This window comes from Streptomyces sp. NPDC047315 (assembly GCF_040643215.1).
Lineage (GTDB): Bacteria > Actinomycetota > Actinomycetes > Streptomycetales > Streptomycetaceae > Streptomyces.
On record NZ_JBEYTZ010000025.1, the window covers coordinates 55728 to 71744 of the forward strand.

Genomic DNA, 16017 nt, shown 5'->3' on the forward strand with positions numbered 1-16017 from the left:
TTGGCTCTCCCGTCACGGGTTGTACGGCGAGGTGGACGAGGAGTCGGACCGGCTCGGCGGCGGTTCGGGCGCGCCGTAGTGCACGATCAGCAGCGCGGCGCAGATGAACAGGTACAGGCCGATGGTGAAGGCGAGCGCCTGACGTTCGAGGTTCGGACGCTTGGAGCGGTTCGAGGCGGACGAGTTCAGCGTGACCATCACAAACCCCCACGGTGGTGGACGGGCGGACCCGGGCTGCCCGGCCGGGCACGCCACGGGACTACGGTGGTGACGCCCCCCGGTCAGTGGGCCGGGGCGGCGCGAAGAAGACGGGGAGCGGCGCACGGCGCGCCGTCTGCGGGGCGGCGGCTCAGCAGCCGCCGGCACGTGGGGCGACGCTCAGCGGGGGACCCGGAAGGGGGCCGTGCGCGAACCGGAGCGGGGCCGATCGTGGCCCGGACTACTGCCGTCCATGTCCGCCTCCCTCCCGGTCGGGCTCGGCGCCGGACTCGTCGGTACGAAGCGGTCCGGACGTCCACGAGCGCTGTCGACGTCACTGTGTCACTGTGCGTCCGGTCCGTCGCCGCAGTTCTCGGCAGGGCGGACCCAATGCGTCGTACATGCTCGCACAGGTGCACAAGCCCCTTCAAAGGGGGCGTGTATCCAGCCATTGTGCGCCGTCTACGGTCGGCCGGAATGCGACGGTGGGGCGGGAAGCCGACGAACGCGTACCGACGTTGATCGCCCGTTGCTACGCTGCACGGCATCGCAGGCAGGGGAGCACGGGGAGGCGGCGATGGTCCCACGGCTGGTGTTCGTCCACGGGATCGGTGGACCCCGCGACCCGGCCCGCGACCGGGCGGGCTGGTGCGCCGCGCTCGCCAAGGGGATGGCCGACGCCGGGCACACGCGGTTGGCCGACGCCCTGCTCGACCGGGTCGACTGCGTCTTCGCCCACTACGCCGACCTCTTCCGCACCGAGCAGGCCCAGGGCACCGCGCACGCACCGACCGCGGCGACCGAAGAGAGCGAGCTGCTGGCGCAGTTGGTGGTCGCCTGGGTGGAGCAGCGCGCTGCCGCCGATGCCGACGGTTCCGCCCCGGGCGAGTCGGACGAACGGATGCGGCTGCTGCTGGCCCGCGCCCGTGCCGCGGCAGACGCACACGAGCAGAGCCAGGGCGCCCTGGACGTGGTGCGCCGGGCGGTCAACGTGGCGACCACCGTGCTGTCCTTGCGGCCCTGGTCCGCAGCCGCCGGCTGGATCACCCCGAAGCTGATGGCCCACCACCTGGCGCAAGTGGCCCGCTATCTGGCCCGCGGCGAGCGGGACCTTGCGGGGCGAAGCCTCGACCAGCGGATCCGGGCCCGGATCGCGCAGGCCGTCGACGGACGGCCCGCGGTCGTCGTCGCCCACTCGCTCGGCACGGTCGTGGCGCTGGAGACCCTGCACGAAACCCCCTCGCCCATCCCGCTCCTGGTCACCCTCGGCTCACCGATCGCCCTGCGCACCGTCGTCCGCCCCCGGCTGGTGCCCCAACCGCCCTCCGTGCCCGCCTGCGTCGCACGGTGGCACAACCACTGGGACCGCGACGACGTCATCGCCGCCCGCCCGTTCCTGGAGGACGACCTCCTGGCGAGCCCGACGGGCGTCCTGCCGCGCACCCGCCGCGTCGACTCCGACGGCTTCTGGGTGCACGCCGCCGAGACCTACCTCGCCCACCCGGACGTCGCGGGCCCCGTCGCCGAAGCCCTCCAGGACCTGGCGGGCGCATGAAGAGGCCCGCACCCGCCCGCCACGCCCTCGTCGTCGCCCCGCACTGCACCTCCATGCCGCCGCTGGCCCGGCTGGCCGGCGCCGCCACGGCCCTGTACGAAGCGCTCACGGACCCCGCCGTCGGCGGCTGCGCCCCCGGACTGCCGTCGGGCAGCGGCCTCGTCCACGGCACCGAACTGACCAGCGCCGCCGTGACCGCAGCCGTCCAGGAGGCCACCGCCCACGCGGCACGCCGCGGCGCGGTCCTGGTGCTGGCGCTGCTCGGCCACGGCTTCGTGCCCGGCAGCGCCACCGGCCTGCGCCTGATGGGCGCGGACTCCGTCGAAGACATCCGCCTGTGCTCGGTGAACGTCCCCGAACTGCTCACCGACGCCCTCGACCACCCCGGCATCCCCGGCGTCCTCGGCATCGTCGACACCTGCCACGCCGCCGGCGCCCTGCCCACCGCTGCGGACCTCACCGCCGGCACCCGCCACGGCCACAGCCGGATCAGCCTGCTCATGGGCGCCTCCCTCACCGAAGCCGCCGTCGACCTCGCCTTCTCCCGGGCCCTCGCCGACGCTCTGCGCACCGGCATACCGGGCGCCGGGCGGCTGCTCACCCCCCGGCGGTTGCGCGACCAACTCGGCGCCACCGTCATCGGCCAGAGCGTCACCGGCTTCGACTACGACGGCACCCCCAGCGATCCCCTGTGGCTCGCCCGCAACGTCCGGCACGACGACGCCGGACCCGCCGGCCTCGCGGGCCGACACGCCCACGACGTGCTCGCCGAAGCCCTCGGCGCACTGACCCCGCCGATCCCCGTGACCGGCACCGACCTTCCGTTCGTCCACGCCTGCCGCGCCGAACTGGGCACCCGCCCGCCCTCCGTGACCGGACAACAGGCCGAAAGCGCCCTCGACCGGTTGGAGACGGCCGTACGCACCGTGACGTTCATCCGCGACTGGCTCGGCGCCGACGTCACCACCTCGACCCTGCGCTACGCACTGCGCACCCTCTTCGCCGACGAACGCCGACCCCAACCCCTTCTCGCCGGCGCCGGAGCCGTGACCGACGTCGCGACCGTCGACGAACTGACCTTCAACCACCCCACCGCCCAGCCCGACGGCACCCGCGACCTCACCCGCTACGTCGCCCTCCTCGCCCACGCCTGCGGCAAGGACCTCGCCAGCGCCGAACTGCGCACCTGGGCCCGCGAGGTGCGCATCGCGCCGACCGTGCTCAACGACGCCGTCGACCACGTGCGCGACCTGGTCTGCCGACACCGCCTCAGCCTCGTCGTCAGCCTGCACTCCTCCCTCGTCGGCGACTGGCCGGAAGTCCTCGACGCCTGGCTGCTGCGCGACGGCTCGACCGTCGCGCAAGCACAGTTCCCGAGCGACGGCGCCGACCGCGACGGGGCCGAAGCCGCACTGGAAGCGGCAGCGCTGTGGGCCCAGGACCTCGCACGGCAGTACGCCCTCCCCCTGAAACGGCTCGACGTCGCCGCCCCCGGCTCCCTGCTGCTGGACTGGCGACCCGAGGCGGCCGGCATCGGCCTGCGCATCGGGGTGCGTTTCGACGTGCGCCTGCACTGGAGCGACCGGCTCACCCCCGACGCCGTGCTGCGCAGCATCGAGGGCACCTTCACCGAACGGTGGGAGACCATCTCCCGCTGCGACACCGGAGCCCCCGTCGACTGGCTCGCCCACGACGACGTCCACGACCGCCAGGGGCTGCGCGGCCGGCTGCGCAACGGCCGCTACGCCCGCGGCATCGGACTGGTCCACCACCCCGGGAGCGACTCCGCACTCCTGGAGACGCTGCTCGCCTACACCCCGGTCCTGCTCTGGCCGGGAGTGCCGGCCGGCTTCCCCAAGGAGCGGCACGCCTGTCTGGACGCCGGCTGGTGGGCCATGCCCGGCGCCCTCGACCGGGCCTACCGGGGGCGCTGGGACGAGTCGAGCGCCCGGGCCGTCGTCGACGGGTCCGACCCCGGCTGCGCCGCGACCTTCGCCGACCTCGACGCCCTCGCCGATCTGCGCGCCGTCTGGGACGACGAGGAATGGCTCCGCTTCTGTTGGAACTACCGGTCCGTGCCCACGGCTTCGAACCACCGGTCCGTGCCCACGGCTTCGAACCACCGGTCCGCGCCCACGGCCCGGACCACGGACGAGGAGAGCGCCCGATGACGTACTACCGCGGAGACGGCGTGGCCAGGCCCGGCACCCGGCTGCCGGCGCCCCCGCCCTGGCGCACCTTCCCCCGCACCACCGGGGCCACCGTCTTCCAACCGCCCGAGGGCCTGACCGAGGCGGTGAACGCCGCCCTCGCCCTGCGCCGTCCGCTGCTGATCACCGGCGGCCCCGGCACGGGAAAGTCCACGGTCGTCGAACAGGTCGCCACCGAACTCGACCTCGGCCCCGTGCTGCGTTGGCACATCACCTCCCGCAGCACCCTCGGCGACGCCCTCTACCGCTACGACGCCCTCGGCCGCATCCACGCCCACCGACTCCAACAGGCCGGGGCCAGGCCCGGTCAGGACGCCGGGTCCGACGCGATCGAGGACTTCCTCACCCTCGGGCAGCTCGGCACCGCGCTGCTGCCCGCCTCGCGTCCGCGCGCCTTGCTGATCGACGAGATCGACAAGGCGGACCTCGATCTGCCCGGAGACCTCCTCGACGTCCTGGAACGCGGCGAGTTCCACATCCCCGAACTGTTGCGGGAGGGTCAGGACGAGGCGCTGGTGCGGATGTGGGACAGCGCGGAGCGCCGGCTGGTGCGCGACGGGCGCGTCCAGTGCACCGAGTTCCCGTTCATCGTGATGACCAGCAACGGCGAGCAGGACATGCCCGCGCCCCTGCTGCGCCGCTGCGTGCGCTTCACCATGCCGAAGCCGGACGCGGAGCTGGTGCGCCGGGTGGTCCGGGCCCACCTCGACCTCGACGTCGGCGACGAGGGGCCGGCCGCGGCCGTGGTCGACGAGTTCGTGCGACGCGTCGCCTCCGGCGGCAGCGTCGCCGTCGACCAGCTCCTGAACGCGCTGCACCTGCTGCACGGCACGGCGCGCAGCCCGGACGAGCAACTGCGCGTCGTGGAGCTGTTGCTGAAGGACCTTTCGAGTGCCTGAGCCGGGCCGGCCCACGGTCCACGACGCCCTCGGCCGGGTCGTCGAGGCGCTCACCGGCCTCGGCCACGACCTCGACGGCGTCGCGATCGCCGACCTGCTGTGGCTGGCGACGCGTAGCGGACGGCCCGTCGGGGCCGTGGACGCGGACGCCGACGGCCACGTGCCGCGGACGGACGAGCGGGAACGGCGGCGCGATGCGCCGGTTGTCCCCGAGCGCCCGGAACTCTCCGTCCACACGCCCGCGGTCGACGGCGATGGGGAAGCCGAGTCCGTCGGCGCGGCACGGGAGGTCGTCGTCCCGCGGGCCTCCGCGCTGCCCAGGGCGCGCCAGATCGCCACCGCCCTCAGGCCGCTGGCCCGCCCTTGGCCCACCGGCCGCACGACGCGGCTCGACGTCGACGCCACCGTCGCCGACTACGCCCGCGGCGGCGAACTGGTCCCCGCCTTCGCGCCCGCTCCGGAGCGGTGGTTCGACCTGACCGCCGTGGTCGACCGCTCGCCCACCATGCGGGCGTGGGACGACACCGTCAGCGAGCTGTTGCGGGTGCTGGCCAGCTCCGGGGTCTTCCGCACCATGCGGGTGGCGGAGTTCGACACCAGCGGGGACGGGCCGCTCGCCCCCGGAGCCCGGCTGCCCATCCGTTCCTCGGGCGCCCGCGGCCTGGTGCTCGTCGTCTCCGACTGCGTGCCCGGCAGGGCGGGGGAGCAGTACTTGTGGGACCAGGTCCACCAGTGGGCGAGCGCGGTGCCCACCCTCCTGGTCAACCCCCTGCCGCAGGAGAAGTGGCGGCGCAGCGGCCTCGACCTGCCCGCCGTGCGCGTCACCGCGCCGGCGGCGCCCGGGGCCCGCAGCGGCCGGCTGCGCTTCGCCCGCCCCGCGGTGCTGGACGCCCTGCCGCACGGCGATCGGCCCCCCGCGCCCGACGACTGGCTGCCCGTGCCGGTCGTCGGACTCTCCCCGCGCGTCATCCAGCGCTGGGCGCGCACGGTGATGCGGGGCGACCCGACGGGCTGTCAGGCGGTCCTCGTGCCCGCGCCGGGCGTCTTCCCCCGCCCGCCCGTGCCGCCCGTCGACGGCGTGCGCGCCGTGGAGTCCTTCGTCCACCGCGCCTCCGACCCCGCGCTGTCCCTCGCCGTGCTCTGCTCCTCCTTCGCGCGGCTCAGCCCCGCCCTGCTGCACCTGGTGCGACAGGAACTGGTGCCGCAGGCCACGACCGCGGACGTCGCCGAAGTCCTCACCGGTGGCCTGGTGTCGCTCGTCGACGGCTCCGGCGACGGCCCGGGCCCCGTGCTGGCGTTCCGGCCCGGCGTGCGGGAACGGCTGGCGCGCGGCCTCGGCGTACGGGACGAGCACCGCACCCGGGAGGCGGTCAGCCGCTACATCGCCACCCACCCCGTCGCCGGCGCGGAGTTCCGCGCACTGGTGCCGGACCCGGCCGGAGAACACGACATCGCCGCGGACTCCGCGCCCTTCGCGTTCCTGACGGCGGAGCCCGTCGAGACGCCGACGCGGCAGCCCCCGCCTCAGTCGTTCGTACCGCCCAACCTAGCTCAACGTACGGCGGATCATCGGCCGTACTTCTTCTTGAGTTACGCGCACACGCCGCGGTACGGGGCGGGGGGGCCCGATCCGGACATGTGGGTGGAGCGGTTCTTCCGTGACCTGTGCGGTCACGTGATGGCCATGACGGATCTGCCGGCCGGTGTCCCGGCCGGGTTCATGGACCGGGAGATCCGCTCGGGCGAGGGCTGGTCCGAGCGGTTGGGCGAGGTGCTGGCGGACTGCCGCGTCTTCGTCCCGCTGTTCTCGCCCCGGTACTTCGCGAGCGAAATGTGCGGAAAGGAGTGGTACGCCTTCGCTCAACGGGCGATCTACCACCAGGCGAGGAACGACCGCCCCGCCGAGGCGATCGTCCCGGCGCTCTGGGTGCCGATGCCTCCGGAGCAACTGCCGGGACCTGCCGAAAGACTCCAGTTCAACCACCGGGCCTTCGGCGACCGCTACGTCACCGACGGACTGTACGGCCTGATCAAACTCCGCGTCTTCGAGGAGGAATACGAGACCGCGGTGTACGAACTGGCGAAGCGGATCGTCACCGTCGCGGACGCCACCAGGATCGGCCCCGGCTCCCCGGTCGACTACCGGCACGCGCCCAGCGCCTTCCGAAAGGCCAGCAGCGGCCCGCGCCCCATGCACCTGATCGTCGCCGCACCCACCCGCCACGACCTACCCCAGGGCCGCAACCCGGACTACTACGGAAGGCAGTCCCAGGACTGGAACCCGTACCTTCCGGACTCCGCGCGGCCCTTGGCCTACGTCGCCCAGGACCTGGTGCGCTCCCTGGACTACCAGGCCACCCTGTCCTCGTTCGACCACCTGCCCCGGCACGGCTTCGTACCGAACCAGCCCGAGGTGCTGATCATCGACCGCTGGGCCCTCGTCGACGACGCGCGCTGCGCCCGGCTCGCCGAGTTCGACGCCCGACCCTGGGTGACGGTCGTGGTCCCGTGGAACCGCGACGACCCCCAGAACCGGCTCTCCGAGGCGGAGTTGGCCCAGCGGCTGGAGCGCACCTTGCCGCATCTGATGAGTCCCGGTCGGGCGGCCACCAGGGCAGCCGCGCACGGGGTGCCGAGCATGGAGGCGTTCGGGCAGGTCCTGCCCCAGGTCGTCGAAGTCTCCGCACAGGAGTACTTGAGGCACAGGGAGCTCTTTCCAGACCCGGCATCCCTCGGCGCCGAACCCCGTGAACGGCCCCGGTTGCGCGGCCCGAGTTCCGAGTACGCGATCCGGCGCAGCCTCGAAGGCGAGCCCGAGGGGCGCTCGGAGTAGCGCCCCTCGGGCAGCGGCGTCAGCAGCAGCGGGACTGCGGTTCCTGCTCCAACTTCCGCGCCCGCTGGCGCTGGAACTCGCGCCGGGTCGGCGGCGGCAGGTGCGGATGGTTCCGGCGGTGGTGCACGCAGTGCCGCTCGTACGCCGTCTCGCCGCTGACCTCGCGCAGGTACCACAGCACCGTGCGCGCGCCGCGCGCGAGGGCCCGCACCGCCGTGGCGGCCCGGGACGTCGCGGCCGAGCCCGTCACTCGCGCACCTCGACCAACTCCCGCTCCTTCGTGGTGCCGATCCGCGAGGCGACGTACGGGGTCTCGCTCGTCGGCGGCGGGGTGGGCGAGCGCACCGCCCGTACGCACACCACGGCGGCATTGACGATCACCGTGGCGACGAGGAGCACGAAGAGCACGATCAGCACGCCGTCCACGGTGGAGTTGAGGACGATGGTGTCCATGTCGTCCATGTTCTTCGCGGGCGCCAGCACCTTCCCCGCGTCGATGGCGTCGGCGAACCGTTCCCGCTGGGCGAAGAAGCCCACCCGGGGGTCGTCGGAGAAGACCTTCTGCCAGCTCGCGGTGAAGGTGACCGCGACCGTGAAGGCCAGCGGGACGCCGGTGACCCACGCCCAGCGCAGCCGCCCGGACTTGATCAGCAAGGTGGTGGCCACGGTCAGCGCCACGGCGGCGAGCAGTTGGTTGGCGATGCCGAAGAGCGGGAAGAGCTGGTTGATCCCGCCGAGCGGGTCGGTCGCCCCCGCGTACAGGAAGTACCCCCAGCCGGCCACGACCAGGGCGCTGGCCAGCCAGATGCCCGGCTTCCACTGCACCCGGCCCATCGGCTTCCACACGTTGCCCAGCATGTCCTGCAGCATGAATCGTCCCACCCGGGTGCCGGCGTCCACGGTCGTCAGGATGAACAGCGCCTCGAACATGATGGCGAAGTGGTACCAGAACGCCTTCATGCCCTGGCCGCCGATGACGTCGGAGAAGATCTGCGACATGCCGACGGCGAGGGTCGGCGCCCCTCCGGTGCGGGCGACGAGCGTGCTCTCCTCGACGTCCTTCGCCGCCGCGGCCAGGTCCTCCGGGGAGATGGTGAACCCGAGGTTGGCCACGGCCGCCGACGCCGATTCGACCGTGTTGCCGAGGACGCCGGCCGGGGCGTTCATCGCGTAGTACAGGCCGGGGTCGAGCACCGCGGCGGCGATCAGGGCCATCACGGCGACGAACGACTCCATCAGCATCGCCCCGTAGCCGATCATCCGCACCTGGGACTCCTTCTCGATCAGCTTCGGGGTGGTCCCGGAGGAGACGAGGGAGTGGAAGCCGGAGAGGGCGCCGCAGGCGATGGTGATGAAGAGGAACGGGAAGAGCGACCCGGCGAACACCGGGCCCGCGCCGCTGGAGGCGAAGGAGGTGACGGCGTCGGCCTTGAGCACGGGCGTGGCGAAGACCACGCCGAGCGCGAGCAGCGCGATGGTGCCGATCTTCATGAAGGTGGAGAGGTAGTCGCGGGGCGCGAGCAGCATCCACACCGGCAGCACCGAGGCGATGAAGCCGTACGCGACCAGACAGAACACCAGGGTCTTCGGGCTCAGCGTGAAGGTGTCGGCCAGCGAGGACTCCTGGATCCAGCCGCCGCCGACGATCGCGAGCAGCAGCAGCGCGACACCGATGAGGCTGGTCTCAAGCACCCGGCCGGGCCGCAGGACGTGCAGGTAGAAGCCCATGAAGAGGGCGATGGGGATGGTCATCGCCACGGAGAAGGTGCCCCAGGGCGACTCGGCGAGGGCGTTCACCACGACCAGCGCCAGCACCGCCAGCAAAATGATCATGATGGCGAAGACGGCGATCAGGGCCGCGGTCCCGCCGACCCTGCCGATCTCCTCACGGGCCATCTGGCCGAGGCTCTTGCCGTTGCGCCGCATGGACAGGAACAGCACCACCATGTCCTGCACCGCGCCGGCGAAGATCACGCCGAAGACGATCCAGAGCGTGCCGGGCAGATAGCCCATCTGCATCGCCAACACCGGGCCCACCAGCGGGCCGGCGCCGGCGATCGCGGCGAAGTGGTGACCGAGCAGCACTCGACGGTCCGTCGGCTGGTAGTCGACCCCGTCCTCCAGCCGCTCGGCCGGGGTGGCCCGGGTGTCGTCGGGCTTGAGCACCCGGGTCACGATGAAGCGCGCGTAGAAGCGGTAGGCGATGGCGTACGAACCGAGGGCGGCGGCGACCAGCCAGACGGCGGAGATCTCCTCCCCGCGGGCGAGCGCCAACACCCCCCAACAGATCGCGCCGACGATCGCGACGGCGCTCCACAGCAGGAACTTCTTGGGATTGGCCCGCAATGCGGATACGGGGGACCGGGACACACAGGCTCCTTGAGCGGTCGGGCGGTTTCGACGGTCGAATGGTGTTGTCGTGTGGTGGTGTGGGGGGTGTCGAGGTGCGGACGGGGGACTCACGACGGCCGTGCCCGCGCGGGGACGGCCCGGAGCCGAACGGCGCGGCGCCGTCAGGACTCCGGGCGGCGCGGACGGGTCAGCCGATAGGCGACGAACAGGGCCAGGCTGCAACCGGGCACCCAGGCCAACTGGTACCAGTAGAAGAACGGCACTCCCGCAAGGCGCGGGCGCTCCGTCGCGTACCCGGGCACCCACAACAGCGCGACGAGCGGCGCGAGGAGGAGTGCCCCGGCCGTCACCCGACGGGCGCGCGACACGGCCGTCGGACCGTCCCGCCCCGGACCCCGCACGTTCGCTGTCACAGATCCTCCGCACATGTCCGTTCCCGGCCGGGTGATCGCCCCCCGACCTCCCGGCGAACACTCGGTGTTGTCGCCGGTCTGTGGAAGAGTTGCCGGTCGTCGCGGTTTGGTTGACACGGGACGTCCGGTGGATTTCCTCAGGTCGTCAGGGCGCGGGACGGACCGTCGGCGCACCGGGCGCCGAGGGCCGACCGATGACGGACCGCGCGTGCCGACCGGCACCGCCGAAGACCCGCACCGCGGATGGTGACCGATGCCCGATGGGGCCGTAGCCACGGCGTTCCTCGCCGTCATCGGCGCCGCGTCCCTGCTGGCGGCGTCCGCCCGGCGCTTTCGCAGCACCGACAGGCTGCCGTCGCTGGAGGGCTGGGCGCTCGCCGACCGGAGCCTGGGCGCGGGCTGGATCTGGCTGCTGCTCGGCGGGACGGTCTTCACCGCGTACACCTTCACCGCCGTCCCCGGCCTCGCCTACGGCAACGGCGCGCTCGCCTTCTTCGCCGTGCCCTACACGGTGATCGTCTGCCCGATGGCGTTCGTCCTGCTGCCCCGACTGTGGTCGGCGATCAGAGCGGGGGGCCACATAACCGTCGCCGACTACGTCCGGGAGCGGTACGACTCCCCGGGCCTGGCGCTCGCCGTCGCCCTCACCGGCATCCTCGCCACCATGCCGTACCTCGCGCTGCAACTCCTCGGCATCCGCGCCGTCCTGGAGGCGGTCGGCATCACCGACGCCTCGCCGCTCGTCGCCGACCTCGCGATGGTCGCCCTCTTCGCCGGCCTGGCGATCGCCACCTACCGGCACGGACTGCGCGCCCCGGCCGTGATCTCCGCCTTCAAGGGCGTCGCCGTCTTCGCCTCCGTGTTCGCCCTCGTCTGGCTGGTGCTGGACGTCTTCGGCGGCCCCGGCGGGGTCTTCGACGCGGCGGCGGCCAGGCTCGCCGCCCACGACCACCCGGCCAGCCACCCCCTGGTCCTCGAAGCGGACCAGCAACCGGCCTTCGCCTCGCTGGCCGTCGGCTCGGCGCTCGCCCTGCTGATGTACCCGCACGTGCTCACGGTCGCCTTCGCCGCGTCGGGGCCCGCCGCGCTGCGCAAGGCGTGCGTGGGGCTGCCCGCCTGGACGGCCGTGCTCGCGCTCTTCGGGTTGCTGGGCATCGCCGCGATCGCCGTGGGGATCCGGACCGCGCCCCAGGGCGTCGAGTCCGCGGTGCCGCTGCTGGTCGACCGACTGATGAGCGCCCCGCTGGCGGGGCTGGTCTTCGGGGCGATCACGGTGGGCGCCCTGGTGCCGGCCGCGGTGATGTCGGTGGCGGCGGCCACCTCCTTCGTCCGCAACGTGTACGTGGAGTACGTGCACCCCACGGCGACGCCCAAACGACAGGTCCGCATCGCCAAGGTCGTCTCGCTCACGGCGAAGCTGGGCGCGGTCGCCTTCGTCTTCGGGCTGCGCGACCAGGCGGCGGTGAACCTCCAACTCCTCGGCGGCGTCTGGATCCTGCAGATCCTGCCCGCCGTGGTCGTCGGCCTCTACACCCGGCTGCTGCACCCGCGCGCCCTGCTCGGGGGATGGGCCGCGGGCATGGCGTTCGGTACGGTCGTGGTCGTCAGGGAGGGCTTCTCGCCCGTGGTGTCCTTCGTGCCCGTCGGGGCGGGCGGCCAGGGCCCGGAGGTGTACGCGGGACTCGTGGCGCTGCTGCTCAACCTCGTCGTCGCCGCAGCGGGCACGGCCCTGCTGCGCCGCAGGGGCGCGCCGCGGGGCCGCGGCGCCGGCGCACCGCACCACCGCCCCGGAGCAGGCCCCCGACCCGAGACCGGAACGAGTACGCCATGAGACGCAGCACGCGCGCCCTGCGCTCCCCGGTCGTGACGGTCCGCCACCACCGCACCGCCCCCGACGCGGACCAGCCCGCCGGCGGCGCCGTACGCGCCGCACCCGGCGCCCCCGACGCGGTCGGGAGCGTCGTCGAAGACGCGGGTGAGAGCGGTGTCGAGAACGTCGCCGAGAACGTCGTGGAAGGCGCGGACGGCGAGCGCGAGGCCGCCCTCGCCCGACTCTTCGAGGCCCACTACACCTCGATGCTGCGCCTCGCCGCGCTGCTGGGCGCGGACGACCCGGAGAACATCGTCGCCGAGGCGTACTACGAGATCTACCGCAAGTGGCGCAAGCTGCGGGACGTCGACCGCGCCGAGGCGTACTTGCGCTCGGTGGTCTGCAACCTCACCCGGATGCGGATACGTCACCTCCAGATCGTCCGCAAGCACGCCGAGGCGCCCTCCGTGGAGCCCGCCGCGTCCGCCGAGTACACGGCGCTGCTCCACGACGACCAGCAGGCCCTCATCCACGCCCTCCAACGACTGCCCGCCCGTCAGCGCGAAGCGCTCGTGCTGCGACACTGGATGGGGTTGAAGGAGGGCGAGATAGCCAAGGCCATGGGGATCTCCGCCGGCAGCGTCAAGACCCACACCGCGCGCGGTCTCGCCGCCCTGACCCAGATGATGGAGGGCCGCCGATGAATCCCCCTGACACAGGGGACGCACGGGCCACAGGTGCGATAGGGGCTGCGGGGGCCGCCGAGACCACCGGTCCGGTGCCCGCACCGGTGCAGACCGAGGAGCGGCTGCGCGAGGCGATGGCCGCCCTGGCGGGCCACGTCCACCCCGCACCCGACGCGTACCGCACCGCGCGCGGGCAGTGGCACCGCCGCGAGCGCCGCCGACGGCTCGTCCTGGGTGCCCTGGTAGCCGTGGTCTTCACCCTGGCGACCCTCGTGGGCCTGTGGGTGCTCAACTCCGCGCCCGCCACCTCCCCGGGCGTCTTCGACGGCGAGCGGATGCCCGCCCCCTCCGCGCCCCCCGGCGGCTGAAGCGCCCTCGACCCCACCGGATCGGGCACGGGACGTCGGGTGCGGCAGAGTGAACCCTTCCTACGGTGGCGATCGACGAGGAAGGGGGCCGGGGTGCTGGACCGGCTGAACGAAGCCATGGAGCGCATCGAGGAGCGGTTGGACGGGACGGTGGACGCGGCCGAGTTGGCGGCCGTCGCGATGACCTCGGAGTACCACTTCCGACGGCTGTTCTCCGCCCTGGCCGGGATGCCGCTGTCGGAGTACGTACGACGCCGCCGGCTCACGGTCGCGGGCGCCGAGGTGGTCACCGGACGCCGAACGCTGTTGGACATCGCGACGGCCCACGGATACGGCTCGGGCGAGAGCTTCGCCCGGGCGTTCAGGGCCTTCCACGGGGTGGGACCGGGCGAGGCCCGGCGCACCGGCGCCGTCCTGCGCTCCCAGTCACGGCTCTCCTTCCGCCTCACCGTCGAAGGGAGCAGCACCATGCGGTACCGCGTCGTCGACAAGGGCGCCTTCCACGTCGTCGGGAAGAGGACCCGGGCCCCCATGGTCCACGTGGGCGCGAATCCGGCCCTGGAGGAGTTCGTACGGGGAATCGACCGCGGCGTCATCGAGCGCATCGCGGAGCTGGGCGACCAGGAGCCGGCGGGCGTGGTCGGGGTGACGGACGACCTCGACCCCAGCCGGGCCGAGGGCACCGAGTTCACCTACTACCACGGGGTGGTGACCTCGCTCCGGCCGCCCGACGACCTGGACCGGCTCGCCGTCCCCGCCGGGACCTGGGCCGTGTTCGCGTACGCGGGGACCTTCCCCGAGGCGCTCCAGTACCTGTGGCGGGACGTCTTCACGCAGTGGTTCCCCGCCAACCCGTACCGCACCCGGCCCGGCCCGGAGATGCTGCGGGTCGAACTGTTCGACGACGGACGGCGGGCAGTGGCGGAGTTGTGGATTCCGGTCGAGGCCGACGGCGTCTGAGCCGGTCGCGCGGCCCGCGCCCGCGCGACCGTCGGCCGCGCCCGGCCCAGAGGAGGGCGCCCGGCCCAGACGAGGGTCGCCGGCGGCTCAGACGACGGTGACCCTCGCGGTCACGCTTCCGTCGGCCGCCGAGATGTCGCTCAGCCGCACCCCGCTGTCGACACCGGCGTGCGAGAGGGAACTGGGCGACGTGGCCTCGGTGAGCGAGGTGTTGCCGGAACTGCCGGGGAAGGGGTCGCCGCAGTCGCCGCCGTTGCGGTCGCCCTCCAGGTCGCGCAGGGCGTCCGCCTGGAGGAGCGCGACCTTGTAGCCGCTCTTCTCGTCGGCGTTGTCCTCGCGGCCCTCGTTGATGTGCCACACCAGCAGCCCGCCGGCGGGCAGGGACACGTCGTACCCGCTGCGCTGGCGGTTCTCCACCAGGAAGTACTCGCTGCCCCCGGCCCCGGCCCCGGCTCCGGCCTTCCAGAGCCGGTGGACGGTGCGGCTGGACTTGACGTCGTCGAAGGTGACGCTGCCGTTCGCGGCCACCACGGTGGCCTGCGCCCACCCCTGCTGCACCTTGCACCACGCGGAGGGGTGGACGGGTACGTCCCCGTCGCCGCCCCACGAGCCGCCGGACATCAGGCACCAGTCGCCCGCGCCCTCCGACGAGCCGTCGGTGTCGTACAGGTCGGGGAAGCCGAACAGCAGATGGCCCAACTCGTGCGCGCACACGCCGATCTTCGCGTCCTCCGGGATCGTCAGGTACGCGTACACCTTCGTGCCGTCGGTGACGTGGGCCTTCGGCAGCACCCACTTGTGCGACCACAGGTCGCCCCGGCTGCCGCTGGTCTCGCCGCCCGTGCCGGCGTGCACCACGATGAAGGCGTCGACGAAGCCGTTGCCGTCGTTGTCGTACGGGCCGAAGTCGATGGCCCCGTCCGCGGCGAGGGCGGCTTCCCGCGCCATGATCGGAGCGCGCGCGGCGCCGCTCGGCGTGCCCACGCCGGAGTTGTCGTTGGCGTACCAGGCGAGCGGCTGCGGCAGCCGCAGTGGGCCGACGACCTCGCCGACGATGTCGACCAGACCGTGCGTCACCTCGCGGAAGTACTCGCGGACGCTGCCGTTCGGCAACACGCCCAGGGAGAAGAACAGTTCCTCGAAGTGCTGCTCGGTGGTCGCCATCGGCTTGTCGGAGAAGTCCGCCAGCACCACGGCCACCCGCACCTCGCCGCGCAGCGGCTTGCGGGTGCCGGCCGCCGTCATCACGGTGAACTGCGGGGTGCCGGGCGGGAAGTCGTCGGCGGGGATGATCGTGCCGTCGTCGAAGCCGGGCGGGCGGGTGCCCGGTGCGATCGCGGGCTGGGCCGCCAGCGTCTGCACGAGGTCGCCGGGGCCCTGTTGTTCGGCGAGCATGCGCCGACGCAGCCCCGGGCTGGCGGCGACGGCGCAGAAGTCCGACCACGCGGCCCGCGCGCGGTCGTCCGGTCGACGCAGTCGGTCGGGTCGGTTCGTTCGGTCCGGTCGGTCCTGGTGAATGTGGTGCGGCAAGGTGTTCCCCCCGATGGGCCGTCGGTGCCGTGGTTCCGCAAGCATCGTAGGGAATGCGCCACTCGGGGCGCGATGCGTTCGTCCGGAGCGTCTGCGTCCGACGGGGTCCGGTGGGGTCCGACGGGGGTACGGACGGCGGCCCCGGGGCGCTTTCACTGCGGTTCCACGGCGAAGGGCGTGCACCGGTGCACGGTGCACGCCCC

Annotated in this window: 13 protein-coding genes; 8 read left to right on the forward strand and 5 right to left on the reverse strand. The window is 73.1% G+C overall.

All coding sequences use genetic code 11. The annotated features are described in order from the left end of the window. Window positions 1-12 precede the first annotated feature (12 nt). Window positions 13-198 carry a hypothetical protein gene (locus ABZ842_RS26680; protein ID WP_361541669.1) on the reverse strand — a complete coding sequence of 62 codons (186 nt, stop codon included), beginning with the start codon at window positions 196-198 and terminating at the stop codon, window positions 13-15. 577 nt (window positions 199-775) lie between these two features. Between ABZ842_RS26680 and ABZ842_RS26685 the strand changes: the two genes are divergently transcribed. The 4 genes from ABZ842_RS26685 to ABZ842_RS26700 are packed head-to-tail and all read left to right on the forward strand — an operon-like array spanning window position 776 to window position 7695. Beyond that, on the forward strand, window positions 776-1753 hold the full coding sequence (locus ABZ842_RS26685) for a hypothetical protein (RefSeq protein ID WP_361541672.1): 978 nt from the start codon (window positions 776-778) through the stop codon (window positions 1751-1753). Further along, on the forward strand, window positions 1750-3924 hold the full coding sequence (locus ABZ842_RS26690) for a hypothetical protein (protein WP_361541674.1): 2175 nt from the start codon (window positions 1750-1752) through the stop codon (window positions 3922-3924). Before ABZ842_RS26685 ends, ABZ842_RS26690 begins: the two co-directional genes overlap by 4 nt. Next, on the forward strand, window positions 3921-4862 hold the full coding sequence (locus tag ABZ842_RS26695) for a MoxR family ATPase (protein WP_361541677.1): 942 nt from the start codon (window positions 3921-3923) through the stop codon (window positions 4860-4862). Before ABZ842_RS26690 ends, ABZ842_RS26695 begins: the two co-directional genes overlap by 4 nt. Next, window positions 4855-7695, forward strand: coding sequence for a TIR-like protein FxsC (locus ABZ842_RS26700; RefSeq protein ID WP_361541680.1), 2841 nt, complete (start codon window positions 4855-4857; stop codon window positions 7693-7695). Before ABZ842_RS26695 ends, ABZ842_RS26700 begins: the two co-directional genes overlap by 8 nt. 19 nt (window positions 7696-7714) lie before the next feature. Here the strand turns inward: ABZ842_RS26700 and ABZ842_RS26705 are convergent, their stop codons facing one another. The 3 genes from ABZ842_RS26705 to ABZ842_RS26715 all read right to left on the reverse strand — a co-directional run bounded on the left by ABZ842_RS26705 (window position 7715) and on the right by ABZ842_RS26715 (window position 10415). Next, window positions 7715-7945, reverse strand: a complete 231-nt coding sequence (locus ABZ842_RS26705; protein WP_361541683.1) for a YbdD/YjiX family protein — start codon at window positions 7943-7945, stop codon at window positions 7715-7717. Next, window positions 7942-10065, reverse strand: coding sequence for a carbon starvation CstA family protein (locus tag ABZ842_RS26710; protein ID WP_361541686.1), 2124 nt, complete (start codon window positions 10063-10065; stop codon window positions 7942-7944). Before ABZ842_RS26710 ends, ABZ842_RS26705 begins: the two co-directional genes overlap by 4 nt. A 143-nt stretch (window positions 10066-10208) precedes the next feature. Then, a complete protein-coding gene (locus ABZ842_RS26715; protein WP_361541900.1) occupies window positions 10209-10415 on the reverse strand; it encodes a DUF3311 domain-containing protein in 207 nt (68 codons plus the stop codon). A 298-nt stretch (window positions 10416-10713) separates the two neighbouring features. Here ABZ842_RS26715 and ABZ842_RS26720 point away from each other — a divergent pair, with 298 nt between their 5' ends. From ABZ842_RS26720 to ABZ842_RS26735, 4 genes are all read left to right on the forward strand, one after another. Then, a complete protein-coding gene (locus tag ABZ842_RS26720) occupies window positions 10714-12291 on the forward strand; it encodes a sodium:solute symporter (RefSeq protein ID WP_361541689.1) in 1578 nt (525 codons plus the stop codon). Beyond that, window positions 12288-12974: a sigma-70 family RNA polymerase sigma factor gene (locus ABZ842_RS26725; protein ID WP_361541692.1), complete on the forward strand. Its 687-nt coding sequence runs from the start codon at window positions 12288-12290 to the stop codon at window positions 12972-12974. Before ABZ842_RS26720 ends, ABZ842_RS26725 begins: the two co-directional genes overlap by 4 nt. Then, window positions 12971-13324: a hypothetical protein gene (locus ABZ842_RS26730; protein ID WP_361541695.1), complete on the forward strand. Its 354-nt coding sequence runs from the start codon at window positions 12971-12973 to the stop codon at window positions 13322-13324. The genes ABZ842_RS26725 and ABZ842_RS26730 overlap by 4 nt, the downstream gene beginning before the upstream one ends. Window positions 13325-13417: 93 nt before the next feature. Next, the gene (locus tag ABZ842_RS26735; protein ID WP_361541698.1) at window positions 13418-14284 is read left to right on the forward strand and encodes an AraC family transcriptional regulator; all 867 of its coding nucleotides are present in this window, start codon (window positions 13418-13420) and stop codon (window positions 14282-14284) included. 87 nt (window positions 14285-14371) lie between these two features. Here ABZ842_RS26735 and ABZ842_RS26740 read toward each other — a convergent pair whose 3' ends face one another. Next, window positions 14372-15814 (reverse strand): M6 family metalloprotease domain-containing protein, encoded by a 1443-nt coding sequence (locus ABZ842_RS26740; RefSeq protein ID WP_361541700.1) that lies wholly within the window; start codon window positions 15812-15814, stop codon window positions 14372-14374. Between the last annotated feature and the right edge of the window lie 203 nt (window positions 15815-16017).